General features: G+C 71.3%; 21 protein-coding genes and 1 pseudogene. 4 read left to right on the top strand and 18 right to left on the bottom strand.

Features of this window, described 5'->3' with window-relative positions; all coding sequences use genetic code 11:
- Positions 1-3: 3 nt before the first annotated feature.
- Both RPX00_RS33720 and RPX00_RS33715 read left to right on the top strand, forming a co-directional pair.
- On the top strand, positions 4-447 hold the full coding sequence (locus RPX00_RS33720) for a hypothetical protein (RefSeq protein WP_406631437.1): 444 nt from the start codon (positions 4-6) through the stop codon (positions 445-447).
- 274 nt (positions 448-721) lie between these two features.
- Positions 722-1,891, top strand: coding sequence for a hypothetical protein (locus tag RPX00_RS33715; RefSeq protein ID WP_406631435.1), 1,170 nt, complete (start codon positions 722-724; stop codon positions 1,889-1,891).
- Between the two features lie 58 nt (positions 1,892-1,949).
- Here RPX00_RS33715 and RPX00_RS33710 read toward each other — a convergent pair whose 3' ends face one another.
- The 13 genes and pseudogenes from RPX00_RS33710 to RPX00_RS33650 all read right to left on the bottom strand — a co-directional run bounded on the left by RPX00_RS33710 (position 1,950) and on the right by RPX00_RS33650 (position 14,779).
- Positions 1,950-2,882: an NADP-dependent oxidoreductase gene (locus RPX00_RS33710; RefSeq protein ID WP_406643178.1), complete on the bottom strand. Its 933-nt coding sequence runs from the start codon at positions 2,880-2,882 to the stop codon at positions 1,950-1,952.
- Positions 2,883-3,030: 148 nt separating this feature from the next.
- Positions 3,031-4,539 (bottom strand): PucR family transcriptional regulator, encoded by a 1,509-nt coding sequence (locus RPX00_RS33705; RefSeq protein WP_406631433.1) that lies wholly within the window; start codon positions 4,537-4,539, stop codon positions 3,031-3,033.
- 107 nt (positions 4,540-4,646) lie between these two features.
- A pseudogene (gene fgd / locus RPX00_RS33700) lies at positions 4,647-5,659 on the bottom strand (glucose-6-phosphate dehydrogenase (coenzyme-F420)).
- A 201-nt stretch (positions 5,660-5,860) separates the two neighbouring features.
- Entirely contained in the window at positions 5,861-7,450 is a 1,590-nt protein-coding gene (locus RPX00_RS33695; protein WP_406631431.1) for a PucR family transcriptional regulator, read from the bottom strand.
- Positions 7,447-7,638 (bottom strand): hypothetical protein, encoded by a 192-nt coding sequence (locus RPX00_RS33690; RefSeq protein ID WP_406631429.1) that lies wholly within the window; start codon positions 7,636-7,638, stop codon positions 7,447-7,449. The genes RPX00_RS33695 and RPX00_RS33690 overlap by 4 nt, the downstream gene beginning before the upstream one ends.
- A complete protein-coding gene (locus RPX00_RS33685) occupies positions 7,635-8,909 on the bottom strand; it encodes a hydantoinase/oxoprolinase N-terminal domain-containing protein (RefSeq protein ID WP_406631427.1) in 1,275 nt (424 codons plus the stop codon). Before RPX00_RS33685 ends, RPX00_RS33690 begins: the two co-directional genes overlap by 4 nt.
- On the bottom strand, positions 8,906-9,979 hold the full coding sequence (locus tag RPX00_RS33680) for a DUF917 domain-containing protein (protein WP_406631425.1): 1,074 nt from the start codon (positions 9,977-9,979) through the stop codon (positions 8,906-8,908). Before RPX00_RS33680 ends, RPX00_RS33685 begins: the two co-directional genes overlap by 4 nt.
- 9 nt (positions 9,980-9,988) lie before the next feature.
- A complete protein-coding gene (locus tag RPX00_RS33675; protein WP_406631423.1) occupies positions 9,989-11,143 on the bottom strand; it encodes a M20 family metallopeptidase in 1,155 nt (384 codons plus the stop codon).
- On the bottom strand, positions 11,140-12,078 hold the full coding sequence (locus RPX00_RS33670) for a DUF1028 domain-containing protein (protein ID WP_406631421.1): 939 nt from the start codon (positions 12,076-12,078) through the stop codon (positions 11,140-11,142). The genes RPX00_RS33675 and RPX00_RS33670 overlap by 4 nt, the downstream gene beginning before the upstream one ends.
- Positions 12,075-12,896, bottom strand: a complete 822-nt coding sequence (locus RPX00_RS33665; RefSeq protein WP_406631419.1) for an alpha/beta fold hydrolase — start codon at positions 12,894-12,896, stop codon at positions 12,075-12,077. The genes RPX00_RS33670 and RPX00_RS33665 overlap by 4 nt, the downstream gene beginning before the upstream one ends.
- Entirely contained in the window at positions 12,893-13,330 is a 438-nt protein-coding gene (locus tag RPX00_RS33660; RefSeq protein ID WP_406631417.1) for a nuclear transport factor 2 family protein, read from the bottom strand. The genes RPX00_RS33665 and RPX00_RS33660 overlap by 4 nt, the downstream gene beginning before the upstream one ends.
- A 12-nt stretch (positions 13,331-13,342) precedes the next feature.
- Positions 13,343-14,350, bottom strand: coding sequence for an LLM class flavin-dependent oxidoreductase (locus RPX00_RS33655; RefSeq protein ID WP_406631415.1), 1,008 nt, complete (start codon positions 14,348-14,350; stop codon positions 13,343-13,345).
- Positions 14,351-14,482: 132 nt separating this feature from the next.
- Positions 14,483-14,779: a hypothetical protein gene (locus RPX00_RS33650; RefSeq protein WP_406631413.1), complete on the bottom strand. Its 297-nt coding sequence runs from the start codon at positions 14,777-14,779 to the stop codon at positions 14,483-14,485.
- A 196-nt stretch (positions 14,780-14,975) separates the two neighbouring features.
- Here RPX00_RS33650 and RPX00_RS33645 point away from each other — a divergent pair, with 196 nt between their 5' ends.
- Positions 14,976-15,452 (top strand): hypothetical protein, encoded by a 477-nt coding sequence (locus tag RPX00_RS33645; RefSeq protein ID WP_406631411.1) that lies wholly within the window; start codon positions 14,976-14,978, stop codon positions 15,450-15,452.
- Positions 15,453-15,659: 207 nt separating this feature from the next.
- On the opposite strand, the gene metG is transcribed toward RPX00_RS33645, so the two are convergent.
- Positions 15,660-17,168, bottom strand: a complete 1,509-nt coding sequence (gene metG / locus RPX00_RS33640; protein WP_406631409.1) for a methionine--tRNA ligase — start codon at positions 17,166-17,168, stop codon at positions 15,660-15,662.
- Between the two features lie 112 nt (positions 17,169-17,280).
- Here metG and RPX00_RS33635 point away from each other — a divergent pair, with 112 nt between their 5' ends.
- The gene (locus RPX00_RS33635; RefSeq protein WP_406631407.1) at positions 17,281-18,000 is read left to right on the top strand and encodes a phytanoyl-CoA dioxygenase family protein; all 720 of its coding nucleotides are present in this window, start codon (positions 17,281-17,283) and stop codon (positions 17,998-18,000) included.
- 2 nt (positions 18,001-18,002) lie between these two features.
- On the opposite strand, the gene RPX00_RS33630 is transcribed toward RPX00_RS33635, so the two are convergent.
- The 4 genes from RPX00_RS33630 to RPX00_RS33615 are packed head-to-tail and all read right to left on the bottom strand — an operon-like array spanning position 18,003 to position 20,486.
- Positions 18,003-18,716 carry an SDR family NAD(P)-dependent oxidoreductase gene (locus tag RPX00_RS33630; RefSeq protein WP_406631405.1) on the bottom strand — a complete coding sequence of 238 codons (714 nt, stop codon included), beginning with the start codon at positions 18,714-18,716 and terminating at the stop codon, positions 18,003-18,005.
- The gene (locus RPX00_RS33625) at positions 18,713-19,798 is read right to left on the bottom strand and encodes an aminotransferase class V-fold PLP-dependent enzyme (RefSeq protein WP_406631403.1); all 1,086 of its coding nucleotides are present in this window, start codon (positions 19,796-19,798) and stop codon (positions 18,713-18,715) included. The genes RPX00_RS33630 and RPX00_RS33625 overlap by 4 nt, the downstream gene beginning before the upstream one ends.
- The gene (locus RPX00_RS33620) at positions 19,795-20,202 is read right to left on the bottom strand and encodes a RidA family protein (RefSeq protein WP_406631401.1); all 408 of its coding nucleotides are present in this window, start codon (positions 20,200-20,202) and stop codon (positions 19,795-19,797) included. The genes RPX00_RS33625 and RPX00_RS33620 overlap by 4 nt, the downstream gene beginning before the upstream one ends.
- A complete protein-coding gene (locus RPX00_RS33615; protein ID WP_406631399.1) occupies positions 20,199-20,486 on the bottom strand; it encodes a hypothetical protein in 288 nt (95 codons plus the stop codon). The genes RPX00_RS33620 and RPX00_RS33615 overlap by 4 nt, the downstream gene beginning before the upstream one ends.
- Positions 20,487-20,765 lie beyond the last annotated feature (279 nt).

The raw sequence follows: 20,765 nt of genomic DNA, 5'->3' as shown, positions 1-20,765 counted from the left end.
CGCATGCTTTTCGAGAGGACACTGCGCACTGCTGCGGCGACCGTGGCGTTCCTGGCCTCCGGCTCCGCCACCGCGCGGGCGGACGAGGCGCGCTTCGTCCCCGAAGCCACCGAAGTCAGCTGGGACGGCACGGTCGCCACGATTTCGTTCCAGGAGGTGGATGTGGTGGTCGAAGGCACCGCGACGACGATTTCCGTCAAGGTGACCGTCGACGTGGACGTCGTCTGCACGAAGGGCGAATCGACTCTCGACATCCACCGGTCCGCGACCGCGCTGGCCGCTACGGACTATCCGGTCCAGGACGGCACTGTCACCGGGACCGCCAAGCTGCCGCTCAAGGTGAAAGGGCCGCAGCCACCCGGTTACGCGTGCGCGGTGCGCCACCGGTCGGTCACCGCGGCCCTCGAGGACTTCCTGACCGGGGCGACCTTGGTCCGCCAGTCCTGACCGCCCCCCGATCGGCCCCTGGCCAAGAGCCCCCCACCAGGGGTCGCGACGCGCCCGAACCCCCAGGGGTTCGGGCGCGTCCGCACGGCTATGACCTGGGTCACGTTGCTCTCATGCAACCCGGCGGCCGCCACGAGGCCTGTACCCAGTGCGGAGCGAAGCGGGCCGTCCATGCGTCGCGGCTGCTTCAGGGACGGGCATGAAGCCACGCGCGGTGCGCCTGCTCGCCGGACCGCACCACGACCACCACTGACCACCCCCGGGAAGAACCGTCTTGACCACACTTGCCGCCCCCGCCCCGCCGGCGATCCGCTGGCACCAGCGCCCGGATGTCCGGGCGATCGGCGGGTACCTGTTCGTCCGCGTGTTCAGCGTCGCCCTGCTCGCGCTGTTCACCGCGCGGACCGGCCAGCCGCTGATCGGCCGCCTCACCGCCTGGGACGGCCAGTTCTACCTCGACATCGCCGACTACGGCTACTTCGGCACCACGCGCGGCCTGTACGACGCGGCCGGGAACTACGCGCCCGACACGCCGCTCGCGTTCTTCCCGGCGTACCCGATGCTGCTCCGGGTCGTCGCACCGGTGACGCTGGGGAGCACGATCCTGGCCGGGCTGCTGGTGAGCACGGTCGCTGGATGCGTGGCCGCGGCCGCGATCTTCCGGCTGGCACAACGGATCGACGGCCGGGCGCGCACCGGGTTTCTGCTGGTCGTGCTCTGGGCCGGGGCACCGATCGCCATCACGCAGTCCATGGTCTTCACCGAGGCGCTGTTCACCGCGTTCGCCGCCTGGACGCTGGTCGGGGTGGTCGAACGCCGCTGGCTGCTGGCGGCCGCGTGCTGCGTCGGCGCGGGCCTGACCCGTTCGACCGCCGCGGTGCTCGTCGCCGTCGTCGGGGTCGCCGCGGTGATCGCCTTCGTCCGCACCCGCGACCGCTGGCCGACCATGATCTGCGCGGTGCTGTGCCCGCTCGGGCTGCTCGGCTGGTGGGTCTTCGTCGCGGTCCGGACCGGCAGCCCGACCGGCTGGTTCGACCTCGAATGGGACAACTGGCGAACCCGCTTCGACTACGGCCGCGAGGCAGCGGAATTCTCTTGGCAGAAGCTGGTTTCCGGCTCTTCGGTGATGGAGACGCTGACCGTCTTCCTCCTGCTCGGCGCGGCCGTGCTCGCTGTCCTGCTGTGCACGACGCTCCGCCCGTTGTCGCGATGGTGGCCGCTCGCCGCCTACGGCACCGGGATGGTGGTGCTGGTCGTCGGCACCGCCGGACTCCCGACGGCCAAACCGCGATTCCTGGTCCCCGGTTTCATCCTGCTGTTCCCGATCGCCCGCGGTCTCGCCGCCCGCCGCCCCGGGACCGCGGTTGCCGCGACGGCCGCCTTTGTCCTCATTGGATGTTGGTTCAGCGCTTACTCACTTACCGGCTGGCGTTATGTCATCTAACGAGTGCCATCCACCCAGCGTAGGTAAGTGCGTTGGTTCCGGGTCGCGGACGGGCAGGTCAGTTGGCGTCGATGTCCAGCACGATCCGGCCGCGGGTGCGGCCCTCCTCCTGGAGAGCCCGCCAGGCGTCGGCCGCCTGCTCCAGCGGGAAGGAGCGGTTCACGGTGACGGACAATTTCCCGGACTCGGCGAGATCGACCAGCTCGGCCAGGTCGTCGGCGTTCGGGCGCGCCCACACCAGCTGCCCGCCCTGGTCGGTGACGGTGAGGTCGGCTACGGAGACGACCCGCGCTGGGTCCTTCAAGACCTTCTGCGAGACGGCCACCGCGTCGCTGCCGTAGCAGTCGAGCGCCGCATCGATACCCCCGGGCGCCAGCTGGCGCACCCGCTCGGCCAGGCCCTCGCCGTAGGCGACTGGTGTGGCTCCGAGCCCGCGCAGGAAGTCGTGGTTGCGCTTGCTGGCGGTGCCGATGACCCTGGCGCCGCGGGCGACGGCGATCTGCACACCGAGCGAGCCGACCCCGCCGGCGGCCCCGTGGACCAGGACGGTGTCGCCCTCGCCGATGTTGATGCGCTTGACGGCCTGGTAGGCCGTCAGCCCGGGCAGCGGCAGGCACGCCGCGTGCGCCCAGTCCCAGGACGCCGGCTTGCGCGCCAAGGTGCGAGCCGGGGCGGAGACCAGTTCGGCATAGCCGCCGTTCTGCGCCCAGTCCTTGTTGATGTAGCCGACGACCTCGTCGCCGACCTCGAACTCGGTGGCATCGAAGCCGCGGGTCTCGATGACACCGGCCACCTCCCACCCCGGGATCAGGGGGAAACGAGCCTCCATGACGCCGTCGAGACTGCCGGCGCTGACCTTCCAGTCGGCCGGGTTCACGCCCGCCGCCTTCACCCGGACCAGGAACTCACCAGGCGCGACCGCCGGCGTCGGCCGCTCCGTGAGCTGCAGGTCGTCTGCGCCGCCGTAGTGCTGCAGTGCCATTGCCTTCATGATCAGCACCAACATTCAGATCCAGATTCATGTTCCCCGGCCGGGTTGACGGCCGAACTTGCTTCTGTCGCAAGAGGAATCATCGAACAAGGGCTGCACCCATGATCAACTGCGGGCAGCCCTCACCAGCCCGTGGTTAAACGACAAGCTAAGACGTCCTCAGCGGCGGAACAAGCAGCCGGGTCTGCAGCTCGATCGTGAAGCGCTGCACGGGATCATCCAGATCGACCGCGCACAAGGCTTCGATCCGCTGCAGCCGGTAGCGGAAGGTGTTGCGGTGAATGCGAAGTGCGGCCGCGGCTCGGGTGGCGTCGCCGCCGGCGTCGAACCAGCAGCGGAGCGTGGCTAGGTACTCGGCGCCGCGTGGGGAGTCGTCGCGGCGCAGGACGTCCAGTGCGCCGTCGAGGAGGCCGGGGTGTTCGTCGGCGAGGCCCGCCAGTTCGGAGATCAGGACGTGCGGGCGCAAGTCCGCCAGGTGGACGGTGGCCGGGGTCGGCCGCGCCGCCAGCACGCCCGTCGCGTGCCTGAGCGGGTTCAGTTCGGCGCGGATCTCCTCGCCGGTGCCGCAAGGGCGGCCGAGGCAGGACACCATCGGCCCGCCCGCGGCCGCCGACACGCGCCGTCGGAGTCGCTCAGCGAAATCGGCGGGCCCGCTGCCGGGGGTGGAGGGGAATGCCACGAACAGGACCGAGCCCAGCACCGCCGTGGCCGCGCCGGGGTCGAGCATCCGCGCGCAGCGGGCCATGGCCGCCTCGTGCTCGGAGGTGATTGCTGGCGTGTCGGCGTGCGCGGCCAGAGCGGCCAGCCGCCACCGCCGCGCGGGGCCGAGCCGCTCGGTCAGCGCTTCCAGGGAACCGGAACCGGTCAGCAGCCCGCGCAGCAGCTCGGCACGGATCGCGTCCTCGTCGTCCCGTCCGGCGGGTTCGTCAATGAACCAGGCCGCGGCCGCTGTCGAGACCTCGTTCAGGGCTCTCGGCGCGGACTCGGGCGCGCCGTGACCAGGTGCCCAGAGGACGTAACCGCTGATTGAGCTGCCGACGCGGATCGGAGCTGCCCACCACGAGCCTGCCCGCGTGGCACTCCGCATCCGGCTGAGGCGCTCCCGGATCGCGTCCGGAACGCGCCGGGAGAGGATCGTTTCGCTGGTGAGCGCATCCACCGTTCCCGCGCAACCGAAAGCGAGCACACGGAAGCCGGCGTCGGTGATCACGACGGCGCCGTCCAGCGCGAGCGCGGCGCTCTCGGCGAGTTCGTAGAGGCCGCCCGCAGTCGGCGTGCCGCCGCGCGCGCCGGACAACAGAGCCCGCACCAGCGTTTCGATCGCCGCCCAGCTGACCTGCTTCTCCGCCACGAGCACCGGCACCGCGGCGGTCAGGCCGAAGTCCGGCGGCAGCTCGCGCACGACGAGAGCCGCCGCTTGCGCGCGACCGGCGGCGGCCAGGGCTTGCTCCAGTTCGGCCGCGGCCGGCACCGTCACCAGCTCATTCCGGCCGGGCAGGCGCGAAGGGTCCCACCGCGTCACCCCGGCCAGCGGCCGGTCGAGGCCGGAAGCCGGGGCGGCCACGCTGAACCAGCCGCGGCGCGCGCTCACGAGCTGGGAAAGCCGGACGGCCCCGGAGAGCCCGGCTGTTCCCGGCCGCTCGTCGACTGCTGTCACCGGACCGCTCCTTCCGTCCACGCCACGATGCGTAGGGGGAAGGCTAAGCAGCGCCTGGACCGCCGTCAGTGGGCGCAGCGCACCGTGATCTTCGCCCGGCAGGGCGCTCAGCCCAGGGTCCGCAGCCGGGGCAGGAGGTCTTTCCCGGCCAGTTTGAGGAAACGGGCTTGATCGTCGCCGGGCGCGTGCAGCACGAGGTCGGTGAACCCGGCGTCGACGTACGGGCGGATCCGCTCGACGACCTCGTCCGGATCGGCGGACACGATCCACCGGGAAGCGACCTGGGCCATCGGCAGCTCGTCGGCGACCTGCTCCATGGCGACGGGATCGGAGATGCCGTGTTTCTGTTCGGCGGTCAGCGAAAGCGGCGCCCAGAACCGGGTGTTCGCGACCGCTGCCTCGGCGTCGGCGTCATACGACAGCTTGATCTCGATCGAACGCACGACGTCCGAACGCGCACGGCCCGCCTGCTCGGCTCCGGCGTCGACCGCGGGCTGCAGCTTCTCCGTGTAGAGGTCCATGCCCTTGCCGCTGGTGCAGATGAAGCCGTCCGCCGCCCGGCCGGCGTATTTCGCCACCACCGGACCGCCTGCCGCGACATAGATCGGCACCGGCCGGGGCGGGCGGTCGTAGACGGTCGCGTTCTCTGTTTGGTAGTACTCGCCGGCGAAATTCACTCGCTCCTCCGTCCACAAGCGACGGATGAGGTCGATCGCCTCCCGCAGGCGGGCGAACCGTTCCTTGAACCCGGGCCACTCCATGCGGGAGACCGCGACCTCGTTGAGCGCTTCGCCGGTGCCGAGGCCGAGCACGATCCGTCCGGGATAGAGCGCGCCGAGAGTGCCGAAGGCCTGCGCGACCACGGCCGGGTGGTAGCGGAAGGTCGCGGTCAGCACGCTGGTGCCGAGCTGGACCCGTTCGGTTCGCTCCCCGCCGCGGCGAGCCAGGCCATCGAGAACGGCGCGTGCCCGTGCCGGTGCCGCCAGGGCTGGTAGTGGTCGCTGACCATGACCGAGTCGAAGCCCCGCTGTTCGGCGAGGACGGCAAGATCGACCAGGTGCCGAGGCCCGAACTGTTCGGCGGATGCCTTGTAGCCGATGGTGATTCCCGCAGTGTCCATTCCGGACACTCAACCGGCCGCACGGGGCTTCGTCATCGTGCACGGTGGCCGAACGCGGGCCTGCTGACCTGTGCACGCTGTTAGCCGGGCTCGCCCCAGTCGATGCCGACAGCGCGCGGCAAGGCGATCGTCCGGGTCGGCGGGCAACTCGGCGATCCGCACCGTGCACGATGGCCGAACCCTGCTGTCCCGTGCACGCTGTCAGCCGGGCTCCTCCCAATCGACCCCGGTCGCGCGCGTGGCCAAGTGCACGGCCAGACGGTCGTCCGGATCGGCGAGGTCGGCGGGCAGCAGCTCGGCGATCCGTTCCATGCGCTGCATAACCGTGTTCCGGTGGACGCCGAGGACGACGCCAGCTGCCTTCGCGGAGGACTGCGAGTCCAGGTAGCACCGCAGGGTGCGCACCAGGACGCCGGACGGGTCCGCCTCGGTGAGCGGAGCGAGCAGGTCGGCCGCGGCGCCGCGCAAAGGAGCGGATTCGTACCAGCCCGCGATGAGCCGTCGAGTGCTGCCAGCGTCGATGTGCTCGACGACCGCCCGGCGGTGCGAGGTGTGGGCGAGCATGGCGGCGCGGCGAGCTTGTTCGGCGGAGTGGCCGATGCCCGCCGTGCCCTCGTGCGCGCGGCCCACGCCCGCGCAGAGCCGGAGCCCGGGATGCTCCGCTTCGACGGCGGCGAGCGTCCGGGTGAGCCGTTCGATCAGCGGGCCGGGGTCCGCCGCGTCGGACGGCGCGTCGGCGGTTTGCCAGAAGAGCCATCCTTCGCCGCGTTCGACGAGTCTCGCGGGCACGCCGTGTTCGGCCAGCTGCGCCTCCAGTTCCGTGCCCAGCGCGGACGTCCGGAGCGCGGCCGGGGCGGCCGAAACCTGCAGCTGCACCGCGGTGTGCCGTCCGGCGAGCCGCCAGCCGAGCGCGGTCGCCCGCTCGACGGTGCGGCGTCCCGGCTCGTCCGGCTGTTCGAGAATCTCGTTCAGCAGCAGCGAACGGCGCCGGTGCTCCCGTTCGGCGAGGATCGCTTCGCCCGCGACGTGCACCGCGAACGACAGCGCCGCGATCGCGATCGCCCGCCGGACCGGTTCGAGCAGCGCACCAGCCGCGAAGCGGGGCCGCCGCACGACGATCCAGTACACCGCCGGCCCGGTCGCGCCGACCTGGACCGGTTGCAGCATCAGGTCGCCGTCGGGTCCGACGGTGAGCGCGGCGGGTCGCGCGTCGGCCAGTCTCGCCGGGTCGGCGCAGGTCCCGAGCAGCGTGTGCACCGTCGGATCACCGGCTACGAAACGGGATTCCGCGTCGACGAGCGCGACCGGGGCGCCGAGCGTTTCCCCGAGCTGCGTCGCGAGCGCGTCCGCGTCGGCGGGCGGCCGCTGAAACCGGCGGGAGGCGTCGCCGAGCACGCGCAGGCCCGCGATTTCGGGCGCACGGACGTACGGATCGAACGCGGTGACCACGCGCGCGGGCACGATGTCCTCGACGCCGATGAGCGGCAACGCCAGCCGATCGGCGAGGCGACGGGCCGCGAGGGGAACCGGCCGGGGTGTGCGGGCGGCGATGATCCCGGACAGGCCCGCGCCGCCGGCCAGCCGGATCGCGAGGTCCGCCGCGAGGTCGTCGAGGGCGAGCTGCTCGCGGCCGAACACGACGACGCTGCGCGGGGCTAGTTCGGAAATCTCCCGCACGGTGGAGCCCGCGACGACCGTCCCGACCGGCCTTCGCAGGCCCGCCTCCCCGGCGAGCACCTCGCAGTGTTCGAGCAGGCCCAAGTCCAGCAACTGGGCAAGGGTGACGGTCATGGCACCACCGGTTCCAGAAGCGGCAACGCCAGCCGGATCGCGCGGTCGTCGAGGGCGAGCTGCTCACGGCCGGACACCACCACGCTGCGCGGGGCTAGTTCGGAAATCTCACGCACCGCAGAACCCGCGAGCACCTCGCAGTGTTCGAGCACGCCCAAGTCCAGCAGCTGGGCAAGAGTCACCGTCATGGCACCACCGGTTCCAGAAGCGGCCCCACCGCGATCGCCCGCAGGCGCGCGGCCGGGACCGGAACGTAGGTCATCAGCGCCTCCTTCACCGGGGTTTCCCGCAGGGTGCGGGGATCGGCGCCGGCGCGGATCGCGGCGTCCCTGGCCAGCTGCCGGGCGCGGGCCGCCGAGTCTTCCCGGCCGCCGGTGCCCTGCCAGAAGATCCGGTCGACCACACCCACCGCCTCCGCGGTGGCTGCCCCTACAGCGGCCGCGAGATCGCCGTCCGGCGGCCGGATCACCGAGACACCAGGAGCATCTGCGGAGCCGACGAGCACGACCGGGAGGTCGTCATACCCGTATCGCGCGCGGGCGACCGCTGCGGCAAACGACCTCTCTCGATCGACCACGGTCAGCCTCGGGAGGCGCGAGCCGATCCGGACTCCGCCGAATTCTCGGTGTGCGCCTGATTCGGGGAGCAAGCCGCCGTAGGTCGTCCCGACGACAGTCCGGTCGTCGTTCGCGTCCGCCACCACGGCCGCGGGCACTCCGGCCAGCCGGGCGGCCCCGTGCAGCAGCGCCGCGCGGGCCGCGCCGAGGCAGGCCGTGGCGTGGCGCTGTGCGTCCAATTCGGACAGTACTGCTCCGTCGCCGCGGACCAGGTACAGCTCGGCCTCCGGGTTGTGCTTCCGGACCGCAGTGCCCAGCTCGTCGATCCGCGCGCGGGCGAACTCGGCCAGAGCCGCGTCGAGCACGGCGGTGTTCTCCCGCTCCAGCAGCCCGATCGCCTCGGTCTCGCCGCCGGTGAGTACCGGTACGTCCGGCCCGAGCACGTCGGCGAGCACTGCGGCGGCCTGCTGTTCGTGGTCGGGATTCTCCAGCCCGTGGACGCCGGACACCGCGACCGCGCGGACGGTTCCGGCGCATCGCCGGGCGAATTCCGCCACCGCGGCGAGGTCCAGCGGCGCTGATTCGGTGCCGTCGTACTCGTGACCGCCGCGCACCATCGCGACGGGCCCGGACGTCCGGTCCGGCCACCCCGCGAGCGGCGGCAGCGCCGTGGCGCCGCCGATGCGCAGGACCCCGACGCCCCGCACCTCGGCGGGCACGTGCTCCGGCAGGATCGCCACGACCCGGTCGACCGTCCTGGCGTCGACGCCCTCGGCGATCAGCGCGTCGAGCAGCCGCGACGGTTCGGTCCCGGGAAGCCCGCGATGGGACGCCACGATCCGGCTTCCCTCGTCCAGGGCCACGGCACGGGCGGCGACGGCGTCGATGCCCACCCTCCTCATCGGGCACCGGCCAAGGGCGTCGAACCGTCGAACCGCACGGGGTCGACGTGGTAACCGAACGCACGCGGACCAGCCGCCGCGTGTCCGTCGGGCGTGTGCCACCGATCGTCGACCGGACTGGCGATCACGTGCACTTCCTGGCCGACGGCGAGGTCGACCGTCTGCGTCAAGGCGCCCGTGTCCGCGTCCGCGACACCGATGAGGTCCGGGACCGTGGCCAGCACCGTGCCTTCCCGGCTGACCACCAGGTTCTCGTTCTGGAAGTCGATCCGCACGAAACCCTCTGGCGTATCAAGGGAAACCACGCCGCGCGGCCAGCCGTCGGAGGAATGCTGGAGGACTTCGGCGACCGTTCCGGCGCACACCAGGTGTCCGCCGCAGGCCCGCAGGTACGGGTCGTAACCGTCCGGCGAGACCTCGGCGAGCGCCGCCCCGATCCTGGCGCACTCGCTGATCGACCCGATGTCGCCGAGCCGCGCACAGTCCCCCGCGGTCACCCGGTACGCGCTGATCAGCGCCACGAGCCCCAGCGGCGGCAGCACGGCCCGCACCAGCTCGCCGAGCACCGCGTCGGCGCCCTGGCTGAACTCGGCGACCACCCCGGCGCCGCCGACGACGGTGATGGGCGAGACGGAAAACCCGGCCAGCCGCAGCAGGGTCAGGTCGATCGACGGCAGGGTGCGGCGCATCAGGTCGAGGTCGAGGCACGGCAGCCCGAGTTCGGCCGCGACGACCAGCGGGACGGCCACGTTGACGCTGCCGAGCTGGATCGGCAGGACCGCCGCGCACTCGCGTCCGGCGCGTGCTTCCACTGCCGCCCGGAGCGTCTCCGCCTCGGCCCTGCTGTGCGCCTTCTCGACGAGGGTGTGCGGGGTCCCGCCGGACACCACCGGCAGCACGAGCGCGTCCGGGGCAAGGTCGTCCGCCTTCACGAGCGGGATCGGCCCGTGCCGCCGGACCGCCGCGAGCAGAAGCTGCTGGCCGAGGTACGGGTCGCCGCCGCCTCCGCTGCCGAAGTGCACGGCACCGCGCACCACGTCGTCGATCGAGGCTTCGGCGACCTGCTCCATGCGACGACCTTAACTGGCGTCGTGGCTGCTCACACCGTCGAAGGAGACGTACAGCCGGGCGAACGTCCGCGCGGCAGTGACCAGGTCACCGACCGGCACGTACTCGTCAGCAGTGTGCGCGACAGTCATCGAGCCGGGCCCGTACACCACTGTCGGAATGCCCAACGCATTGCGGAGAAACCGCGCGTCCGTGCCGAGCTTCAACCCCCGCACCGGCGCACCGTCCGCCGCGCGCCGGACCTCGGCGACGAACGGGTGTCCGGAGTCCACTTCGGAGCCCTCGGCGAACGCGACGACCTCGGCGGTGTAGTCGAACTCGCCCGCGGCGTCGATCAGCCCGGTCACCTCGGCCAGCGCCTCATCGCGGGTCCGGCCGGGCAGCACGCGCCGGTCGACCCGGAGCCTGCACTCGGCCGCCACGATGTTGGCCGCGGTGCCGCCCGCGATGGTCCCGACGTTGGCGGTGGGCGTGCCGAGGAGCGGATGCTCGCCGTCGCCGAAGTCGGCGAGGTGGAGCGCGGAAACGATGCGCGCCGCGTCCGCGATCGCGGAGTGCCCGGCCGCCGGGTCGCTGCCGTGGCCCGCCCGGCCCCGCACCGCGATCTCCGCCATCAGCGAACCTCGCTCGGCCACTCCGACGCGCAGTTCGCTCGGTTCGGGGACGACAGCCGCGTCGGCGTGCACCAGCCCGGCGGCGACCAGCGCTTCCGTCCCGGCCCGGCCGCCGGTCTCCTCGTCGGCCACGAAGTGGAAGACGATGTCGGCAGGCGGCTCGATCCCGGCGTCTCGGCAGGCGCGCAGCCCTTCGAGCGCGGCCGCGATCCCGCCTTTCATGTCGCAGGCGCCCCGGCCGTAGAGCAGCCCGTCCCGGACCAGCCCGCCGAACGGCGGCACCGACCAGTCCGCTTCGGACACCGGGACGACGTCGATGTGCCCGTTGACCAGCAGCGTGGGTCCCTCGCCGTTCCCGACGCGGGCCAGGACCGACGGGCGGCCCGGTTCGGGTTCGAAGATCTCCACCTCCGCGCCCAGTTCGCGCAGGACCTCCGAAAGCGGTTCGACCACGGGCTGCTCGCCGCCGGGAGGATTCCGCGTGTCGCACCGGATCAGGCTCGCGGCCAGGTCGGTCACCCGGTCGGCTCGGACCGCGGCGTCGGCGCTCATGCTGGCTCCTCAAGGTGTGCGGTGATCGCGGCGAGCGCTTCGTCGTCGAGAAAGCCAAGCGGAGCAAGGCCTTTCGCGAACTCCAGCAACGCGGGCCGGAATCTCACGACCTCGGCGAAGAGGTCCGCGGCTTCCCGGTGGCGTCCGGCGCGGGCGAGCAGGACCGCGCGCCAGAAGTCCGCCTCGCGGTTGTCCGGCCCGATGACCTCCGCTGCCGACGCGAGGGCGGCCAGCCGTTCGTCCAGTTCGCCCGGGGAGACTCCGTCGAACGGCCCGAGCGTCAGCCCGCGCGTGAACATCACCCCGCCGACCGCGCCGAACGCCCGCGAACGCGGCAGCAGCCGCGCCAGCTCGGCGAGCGGATCCGGGTGGTCGTCGACGCGCAGGTCGACGACCACCTCGTTCCACGGTGTCGGCCCGCGTCGGCCCGACACCACCCGCAACGCCGCCGACTGCGAACCGCGCACGTCTCCCCCGGCAGCCTCCGCGGCCCGGAGCCCGGCGACGATCCGGTCGGCGAGATCCCCTTCCGCGGTCTCGAAAGCGGCGAGCGCGGCCTGGCAGACCTCGGGGCCGGCCAGCATGTTCCCTTGCACCGCCACCTGATGCCCGCGCGCGAAGCCGGTGTGCGGCGCGCAGGACCCGCCGGTGTACATCCCGACCGAGCCCCGCGCGTCGACCACTCCCAGCTGGCGGTACGCGGCCTCCGGGTCCTCGGCCACCAGGAGGTCCACAGTGGACGGTGCGGGCACGCCCGCGCGCAACAGCTCCAGGCCGCGAGGACCGTAGTCCACGTTGACGAACGCCTGGGTGGCCACCGCTCCCACCCCCGCCTCGGCCCAGGGCAGCAGCGTGCCGACTCCGAAGAAGTGAGTCTGCGCACCGACACCGAGCCATCCGGTTTCCGGATCGCGCGCGACGATCGAGTACGTCACGACTTTCCTGCCTCCGCACTCGCGAGGTGTTCCCTCAGCAGCTCGGCCACCACGCCGGCCTCCTCGAGCATCGGCAGGTGGCCCGTCCCGTCCAGCACCTTCGCCGTGCCGCCAGTGACTTCGGACAGTTCACGCGACATCGCGGGCGGGCACGTCGGATCCTCCGTCCCGGCGACCGCGAGCACCGGAATCCCCGACGTAGCCACCCTTCCGGCCAGATGCCGGATGTCCGCGCCGAAGGCCCCGTACAGGATCTCGGCGACCACCGCGGTCGGCCGGGTCCCGACCGCCTCCGCCATCACCTCCTGGATCCGCGCGGAGTCCCGGTGCGCGCGGCCCACGATTTCCGGCACCTGCCCGGCGAAATACCCAGCGGTGCCAGCGGCCTCGAGTTCGCGCACCATCGCGGCGATCGCCTCGTCCGGAACGCCAGTGCCCAGCGTCGAACCGAACGTCGCGACGCTGCGCACCCGCCGAGGATGCAGCGCGGCCAGCGCGACGCTGATCGTGCCGCCGAGCGACCCTCCGGCCAGATGCACCTCGTCGAGCCCAAGCGCGTCGAGGACCGCGAGCACGTCGGGAACGTAGCCCTCCTCGACAGTGAACGGACCGGTCTGCCCGGAGTTTCCGTGCCCGCGCAGGTCCGGTGCCACGACCGGCCGGTCCAGCCGCGCGGCGACGTCCGCCCAGACCACCGCCGCGGAGTTGATCGGATGGAGGAGCACGAGCGGGGTGCCGGACCGGTCGTCCGCCGTGCGCAGCACCGACAGCTTCCCGGTCCGCCCCTCGACGGTGACGCGGTTCAAACCCGTCCTCATTCCGTTCCGTGCTTGGGCATCTGCGGGTCCTGGACACTCACGTGCATGTGCCAGATCCGCCAGTCCTGGCCGCCCTCGCCGTCGTCGCGGCGGAAGAACTCGGTCGTGCGGAACGGCGTCGTCACCGCGTTCTCCTGGCCAGGAGACAGCACGTCCGCGGTCCCTTCGGCGGTGAGCAGCGCGACGTCGCCGAAGACCTGGATGTCCGGGCCGACGGTGTCCTTGATCGCGGTGATGCTCAGCCCGATCTTCGCGGCGTTGACCCACAGCCGGTGCTTGTCCAGCACGCCGTGGTAGGTGTGGCCGTTGAGGTTGAACTGGTGGTAGCCGTCGCCCTTCGGGAAGTACTGCAGCATCCGGTCGGCGACGAGACCGATGTTCGCCTCGTACCAGCCTTCGTGCACTTCGAGGATCCGCTCGAGGTCAGTGCTCATGGTCGTGCCCTTTCAGTGAGTGAATTCGCCGGTCAGTTCTCCGACTGCGGCAAGGGTTTCTTCCGCACCGTCCGCGACGACGGTGGCGATGGCGACGTTGTCCGCGCCAGCGTCGAGGTAGTCCTTGAGGCGAGCCCGCGCGGCGTCCTGATCGCCCGCGACCGCGAAGACGTCGAGCCAGGCGTCCGGCATCTCGGCCGCGACCACCTCGGGACCGCCGCGAGACAGCATGTCCGCCAGCTGCTCGTTCGCCCCGACCGCGCCGAACAGCGGCCCCGGCCCGGTCGCAGCAAGGTAAAACGCGAGGACCGCCTTGAGCGCCTCCCGCGTCGCAGCCACCTGCCCCGGGTCCCGCGTGACATTCGCGGCGGCAAGGACAGTGATCGCGACCCGCTCCTCGCGCCCGGCGGCACGAGCGGCCTCGTCCAGCTTGCGCCGCGCACTCCGCACGTATTCGACCGGCGCGAGCGCGCTGACGAGCAACCCGTCGGCCAAGGCCCCCGTCAGCTCCAGCCCTTTGTCGCCCAGCACCCCGGTGAACAACGGCACCCGCTCCGGGACCGGATGCGTGATCGCGACGTCCCGGAACACGGCGAACCGGCCTTCGTCGTTGATCGTCTCCCCGCCCAGCAGCCCCCGGACGGCGGTGAGCGTCTCGCGCAGCGCGCTCATCGGAGACCGCTGGGTCAAGCCCATCTGCGCGGTCCAGGCGGGAACGCCGTGCCCGATGCCCGGCATCAGCCGCCCCGGATAGGCCCGCGCGAGAGTGCCGATCTCCATGGCCAGCAACGCCGGATGCCGCACGACCGACGACACGACCCCGATGCCGACCGGAACCCGCGACGTAGCCCCGAGCGCGAGCGCGGCGCCCGCGATGCCGCCGAGGAAGAAGTAGTCCTCGGGCAACCACACCTCCCCGAACCCGGCGGCCTCCGCGGCCGCGGCCTGCCTGCCGATCTGCTCGGGCGGAGTGGTGCTGCCGAGCAGCACTCCCAGGCGGCTGCGAGAGGGATCAGTCATCGGCGGGCTCCTGTCGTACGGACCGGATCACAACGTTGTGGCCGACGTTAGGAAGTCCAGTGGGGTGCGCGATTCGGGCGGGGAGACGAAACGGAGGGCAGGCGGCTGTGCACGGTGCACGACTGGCTGTTGTCACGGATGCAGACGAGCCGACACTTCCTCGAAGTTCAGCTCCCAGGGGCGCGCGGTGGCATCCAGTCCCGCGCTGAGCAGACGGTAGGTCACCGCCGGGATCACGGAGGTGTGCCCGGTCAGAGCCGCTTCGAGACGCGGGTGGCGCACGTCGGTCAGGTCGCCCGACATACGGCGCGTTGCCGGTTGGTTCCCGGCTCCCGGCGTTTTCGGCGGCCAGTTCCGCTGCGAGCGCGCGCCAATCCTTTCCCACGCGGCGACGTCGCCCTCGCAAGCCCGGACATACGCGAGCGCCACTGCGAGGGTCGGCAGCTTGCGGCCGCCCGCCGCGTCGGACAGCGTGCCCCCCGGCCCATTGTTCGGGCAACGATGTTCGGAGTCCAGGCACCGACACAGAACAATCCCGGCGGGCTATGCCTGGTTCCGGCGAGACCGCCCAGCGTGACCGGCTGGCCGCCGCCCACAAGCAGAGCCGACGAAGGGAATCGACCCCATGATCGCGAAACACACCATCGTGTCCGGCATCGCAGCGGTGTCGCTGGCGCTAGGCCTGAGCCTGGTGTCCAGCGGCGCGGCGAACGCGTCCGTCCGGGAAACCGGCCCGTGCAACGGCGCATCGCAACCGATCACCGACAACTTCGAGCACCCCGGGGCGAAACTGTGCGGTTCCCGCGCGGTAGTCGTCGATTTCGGCGGGGGCAACATCATCAACGTCGTGATCGGAGTCGTCGGCGACTCCCGCCCGGTCTACGCCGACGGCGGGAGCGGATGGCACCAGGTCGGCAACGGCCTGGCCTATCACGAGAACAGCTGTCACCGCCCGATCGAGATCGGCGTCGATCTGGACCCGGCCCAGCACGTGATCAGAGTGATCGGCACCGACAATCACTACTACACGGCCAAAGCCAAGCCCGACAACACCTTCGAACCGTGGAACAGGGGGCGGTACGAGGTAGCGTGCCACGGGTAAAGCGTCGATCGCCTCGCCGTCGCAGGCACAGCAGTGCGGCGGCGAGCCCGCTCTCCCGTGCCGGAGCCATTACGGGGAAGAGCCGGTCGGCTATCGGACCGTATCGTTCGCCTGGCCACGATTTCCGCTGCCAGCACAAGTTCTCAATGGTGATCTCGCGGGCAGCGAGCTGAGCGACCAGGTCCGGCGAGCAGTGGATTTGTCTCGCTAGCTGCTCACCTCAATCCGCGGAAACAACGGCTCCGGCGCCCCAAGCCGATCCCCGCCATCACCCAACTGCGCCGCCACCCGCGCCGCCGCAGCGGGCAAGAAAGGCGTCAACTCCTCCGCCACCACCCGCGCGGCATGGATCAGCAAAGCCAGCGCGTCGCTGAGCCGTTGCCCAGACTCGGCGTCCCCTGCCTTCTCCTCCCGAGCGAGCGTCCAAGGCTGGACCTCGACGACGTACCGGTTGGCCTCCTCGACGATCTTCCACACCGCAGCCGTCGCGGTGCGGAGGTCGAAGCGGGCCAGTGCGGCGTCCACCGCCTTCGGGGCCGCGGAGATCACGTCGGTCAGCGGGATTTCCGGCAGTGCCGTCAGCGGCGGGACGGTGCCGCCGCGGTACTTGTGGACCATGCTGACCGTCCGGTTGACCAGGTTGCCGAGGCCGTTCGCCAGGTCCTCGTGGTAGCGCCCGAGCAGCCGCTCGGTCGTGTAATCGGCGTCGCCGACCCTCGGCACGTCGCGGACCAGCCACCAGCGCAGCGCGTCGGCGCCGAAGTCGTTGACGATCGCGACCGGGTCGATCGCGTTGCCCAGGCTCTTGCCCAGTTTGCGGCCTTCGACGGTCAGGTAGTCGTGCACGAAGATCGTCGTCGGCAGCGGCTGGCCCGCGCTGAGCAGCATCGCCGGCCAGTACACGGCGTGGAACCGGATGATGCCCTTGCCGATCACGTGCGTGCGCTCGTCGGATTCGGCCCACCAGTGCCGGTAGTTCTCGCCGTTCGTGCCGTAGTCGAGCGCGGTGATGTAGTTGCCGAGCGCGTCCCACCACACGTACACGACCTGGCCCGGGTCGCCGGGCACCTCGATGCCCCAGCCGCGCGCGCGTTCGGTCGAGCGGGAGATCGAGAAGTCCTGCAGGCCGGTGTTGATGAAGCCGAGCACCTCGTTACGGCGGCTTTCCGGTTCGATCCGCAGCGTGCCCGACTCGATCAGCTCGCGCAGTTTGTCCTCGTACCGCGACAGTTTGAAGAACCAGTTCTCTTCGCTCACCTGGGCCGGCGGCGTGAAATGCTCCGGGCAGTTCCCGTCGGCCAGCTCCGCCTCGGTGTAGAACTGCTCGCAGCCGACGCAGTACAAACCCTGGAAATCCTTGCGGTACAAGTCTCCTTGCGCATCGGCGGCCCGCCAGAGCCGGTCGACGCCCGCCCGGTGCCGCGGGTCCGCGCTGGTGCGGATGAAGTCGTCGAAGCTGATCTGCAGCGGCTCGCGCAAAGCCTCGAACGCGGCGGCGTTGCGGTCGACGAAGTCCTTCGTCGGCACGCCTTCCGCTTCCGCGGCGATCGCGTTCTTCAGCGAGTTGTCGTCGGTGCCGGTGAGAAAGCGGACCTCGTGGCCGCGGTGCCGCCAGTGCCGCGCCATCACGTCCGTCTGCACCAGTTCCATCGCGAAGCCAAGGTGTGGCTTGGAGTTCACGTATGGAATGGCGGTCGTGAGGTAGTGGCGTGACATTGCGCCTCTCCGGCTTGAGAAGGGTTGAGCGGCCGATGTTATCGGGCGGACCGGGATCGCGCGAAGGAAAATCAGTCGCCACGACCGGCGTCAGTGCTTTACCGTGGCCTTCGTGCTCAACCGGACGCAGATGCGGGAGTTCGCCGAACGTGGTTTCATCGTGATTCCGCAAGCTATCCCTGAACATCTGGTGGCATCGGCAACGGACGCCATCGACACGCTGACAAAGCGCGACCCGCCGCCCGCCGCCGTTCGCGGGCCGCATTTCTATTTCCCAGAGTCGGCGGAAGTTCCGGCGCTGCTGGAATTGTTCACCCGGAGCCCGGCGTGGTCGTGCGCGGAATCGCTGATCGGCGAAGGCGCGCTGGAGGTGCCGGGCCAGGTGCAGGTGGCGCTCAACATCCCTCCGTTTTCGCATCGGCCAGGCGGGCACCACATCGACGGTTTCCCGCCGGAGCCGGACGGCCGTCCGGGCACGTTCACGCTGCTGGCCGGGGTGCTGCTGTCCGACCAGCTCGACCAGGACGCCGGCAATCTGTGGGTCTGGCCGGGCACCCACCTGACGCACGCGGAGCATTTCCGCGAACACGGACCGGACGCGTTCTTCGCCGCGGGCGGCTATCCGCCGATCCCCCTGCCCGAACCCGAGCAGATCCGGGGCCGGGCCGGGGATCTGCTGCTGGCGCATTACCTGCTGGGCCACAACATCGGCGGGAACACCTCCGGGCGGACCCGGCGGGCCGCGTACTTCCGGGTCAAGCGCACCGGCCACGATCCGCGATGGCGCGAATTCCTCCAGGATCCGTGGCTGGACTACCCGCCGCTGCGCTGAGATCAGCGGCAGGCGAGCACCCCGCCGTCGACCGGCAGGATCTGGCCGGTGGTCTGGGAAGCGGCGCGGCTGCCGAGGTAGGCGATGGCCGGGGCGATCTCGGCGGGCGTCGCGAACGAGCGGCTGAGCACGCGGGCGAGCATGCGCTGCTCGTACTCCGGGTCGGCCGCGGCGGCGTGGCCCATCGCGGTCGCGACCGGGCCGGGCGCTACGCCGTTCACGCGGATTCCGTACGGGGCAAGGGAAACCGCGAGACCGCGAGTCAACGCCTCGACCGCGCCCTTCGTCGCGGAGTAGACGACATTTTCCGAAGTCGACTGCCGGGCGGCGACCGACGAAACGGTAACGATCGCGCCGCCCGTTTCGGTCATGACCGCCGCGAACAGTTGAGACACCAGGAAGGTGCCGCGGACGTTCACCGCGAACGACACCTCGAAGTCCTCGTCGGTGATGTCGAGCGCTTCCGCGGGCCGGTAGATCCCGGCGGAATTCACGATCAGCTCGGGCACTCCGAGCGTGCCGACGACCTCGTCCACGGCCTGCTGCACGGAGGCTCGCGCGGTGACGTCGCAGTGGATGGACCGGACGCCAGCGATCTCGGCGCGCACCAGGTCCAGTACGGCGACTCGATAACCGGTTCCGGCAAGCAGTTCGGCGGTGGCCTTGCCGATGCCGCTGGCACCGCCGGTCACCACGGCGACGGGCACGCTGTTCATGTCAGCTCTCCTCCGGCAGCCAATGCACGGGTCACGGCCGCGATGTCGGTGTCGTCGTTGAAGTAGTGGAAGCCGAAACGCACCCGGTCGCCCAGAGCGGTAGCGCGGATGCCGTGCGCGGCAAGGGCTTGAGCGATCCGGTCGGCGTGGTCGGTGCGCAGGACCACGATGTGGGACTGGGGACCGTCGTGCACCGGCCGCAAGCCGAGCGCTTCGGCTTCGCTGGTCAGGCGAGCGGCCAAGCCGAGTACGTGGCGCTCAACGGCGGCGGGGTCCAGCGCGGCGAGCAGCCGCAACGCCGCGCAGGCGCCGATCCACGAGAACCAGGCCGGGGACGCGTCGCATCGCCCGGCGTCGGGCGCGAGGTCGAGTGCGCCGCCGAAGTAGCCGTGCGGGGCGGCGGTCGACTTCCAGCCGGGCGCCAGCGGGCGCAGTTCGTCCACCCGGTCCGGGCGCGCGACCAGCCACGCCGCTCCGCGCGGGCACAGCAGCCATTTGTAGCCGTGGACCGCGAAATAGTCCGGTCGGACGACGGCCGGATCGAACCGCAGCACGCCCAGCGACTGGGTGAGGTTGACGAACAGCCGCGCGCCGACGCGGTCGGTCGCCGCCCGCAGCGCGGCGAGGTCGAGCCGGTAGCCGTCGCGGCTGGTCACCTCGCTCACCGCGAGCAGCGCGACGTCGTCGTCGAGCGCGGCGATCAGGTCCTCGGTCCGGCGCGCGGGGACGCTGACCACGTCGTGCCGGGCCAGCCAGGGGAAGCGGTTGCTGCGAAACTCCGGTTCCGCCACCACAACGCGGCCGCGCGGCAACGACCCGGCGACCGTGGCGGCGGCCTCGGAAAGCGACGACACCGTGGCGACCGTCCCCGCTGGCACGCCGAGCAGCCCAGCGAACAGTTCCCGAGCCTGAGCGGCGGCACCGTCCCACGCCTGCCATGCGAAACGGCCTGACGACCACGCGTCGATTGTCTCCCGCATCGCCGCGATCACCGGCGCTGCTCCGGGCGGCGCGCCGGGAGTGTCCAGCCAGGTCAGCTCGCGCAAAGCCGGAAACAGCGCCCGGAACTCGGCTGGCGTCACCGCGGCACCGCGATCGTCGCCTCGACCTCCGCCAGGATCTCCGGCTTCGCCAGCGCCGCCGCCACGATCAGCGACTGGGCGGGCCAGTCGCCGCGCGGGTACCAGCGCTCGAACGCTTCCCGCAGCGCGGTGCGGTACCCGGCGAGGTGCTCGGTGCCCGCCACCATGCTGAACACCCGCACCAGCTGGTCCGGCCCCGCGCCGGCGGCTTCCAGCAGCCGCTCGATGTTCGCGAACACGGCCCGGCCCTGCGACTCCGCGTCGTCGCCCGCGAGAGTTCCGTCGGGCAGCACGCCGACCTGTCCGGAGACCAGCACGAGTTCGTACTCCGCAGGCACGTGCGCGAGATGGCTGTAGGTCCCGATCGGGGCAGCCAGGGTTTCCGGGTTCCAGCGGCGGATCATGCGTTCTCCTTCTGCTCCACAATGGACACTTCAGCCAAGACCTCGCGCAGCACGGCCAGCGCTTCGTCCGCCTCGGCCGCCGTCACCGTCATCGGCGGCGTGACGCGCAGGACGTTGCCGAGCAGGCCGCCGCGGCCGATGAGCAGCCCCCGCTCGCGCAGCCTCCAGCACCCCGCGCGGCCTGTCCGGAGACCAGCACGAATTCTTACCCGGCAGGCGTGCGCGAGATGGCTGTAGGTCCCGATCGGGGCGGCCAGGGTTTCCGGGTTCCAGCGGCGGATCATGCGTACTCCTTCTGCTCCACAATGGACACTTCAGTCAAAACCTCGCGCAGCACGGCCAGCGCTTCGTCCGCCTCGGCGGCCGTCACCGTCATCGGCGGCGTGACGCGCAAGACGTTGCCGAGCAGGCCACCGCGGCCGATGAGCAGCCCCCGCTCGCGCAGCCTCCAGCACCCGCGCGGCCTGTCCGGAGACCAGCACGAGTTCGTACTCGGCAGGCACGTGGGCCAGATGGCTGTAGGTGCCGATCGGGGCGGCCAGGGTTTCCGGGTTCCAGCGGCG

This window comes from Amycolatopsis sp. WGS_07 (assembly GCF_045278895.1).
In the GTDB taxonomy this organism is placed as follows: Bacteria; Actinomycetota; Actinomycetes; order Mycobacteriales; family Pseudonocardiaceae; genus Amycolatopsis.
The sequence above is the reverse complement of the archived record's forward strand: the minus strand, read 5'-3'. Positions and strand labels throughout refer to the sequence as shown.

Bases quoted from the DNA above. Each gene is read 5' to 3' on its own strand.
- RPX00_RS33720 (WP_406631437.1), top strand. From the start codon at position 4: ATGCTTTTCGAGAGGACACTGCGCACTGCTGCGGCGACCGTGGCGTTC.
- RPX00_RS33710 (WP_406643178.1), bottom strand. From the start codon at position 2,882: ATGAAGGCAATGGCACTGCAGCACTACGGCGGCGCAGACGACCTGCAG.
- RPX00_RS33695 (WP_406631431.1), bottom strand. From the start codon at position 7,450: ATGACCGTCACCCTTGCCCAGTTGCTGGACTTGGGCCTGCTCGAACAC.
- RPX00_RS33690 (WP_406631429.1), bottom strand. From the start codon at position 7,638: ATGACGGTGACTCTTGCCCAGCTGCTGGACTTGGGCGTGCTCGAACAC.
- RPX00_RS33685 (WP_406631427.1), bottom strand. From the start codon at position 8,909: ATGAGGAGGGTGGGCATCGACGCCGTCGCCGCCCGTGCCGTGGCCCTG.
- RPX00_RS33680 (WP_406631425.1), bottom strand. From the start codon at position 9,979: ATGGAGCAGGTCGCCGAAGCCTCGATCGACGACGTGGTGCGCGGTGCC.
- RPX00_RS33675 (WP_406631423.1), bottom strand. From the start codon at position 11,143: ATGAGCGCCGACGCCGCGGTCCGAGCCGACCGGGTGACCGACCTGGCC.
- RPX00_RS33665 (WP_406631419.1), bottom strand. From the start codon at position 12,896: ATGAGGACGGGTTTGAACCGCGTCACCGTCGAGGGGCGGACCGGGAAG.
- RPX00_RS33660 (WP_406631417.1), bottom strand. From the start codon at position 13,330: ATGAGCACTGACCTCGAGCGGATCCTCGAAGTGCACGAAGGCTGGTAC.
- RPX00_RS33655 (WP_406631415.1), bottom strand. From the start codon at position 14,350: ATGACTGATCCCTCTCGCAGCCGCCTGGGAGTGCTGCTCGGCAGCACC.
- RPX00_RS33645 (WP_406631411.1), top strand. From the start codon at position 14,976: ATGATCGCGAAACACACCATCGTGTCCGGCATCGCAGCGGTGTCGCTG.
- metG (WP_406631409.1), bottom strand. From the start codon at position 17,168: ATGTCACGCCACTACCTCACGACCGCCATTCCATACGTGAACTCCAAG.
- RPX00_RS33630 (WP_406631405.1), bottom strand. From the start codon at position 18,716: ATGAACAGCGTGCCCGTCGCCGTGGTGACCGGCGGTGCCAGCGGCATC.
- RPX00_RS33620 (WP_406631401.1), bottom strand. From the start codon at position 20,202: ATGATCCGCCGCTGGAACCCGGAAACCCTGGCTGCCCCGATCGGGACC.
- RPX00_RS33615 (WP_406631399.1), bottom strand. From the start codon at position 20,486: ATGATCCGCCGCTGGAACCCGGAAACCCTGGCCGCCCCGATCGGGACC.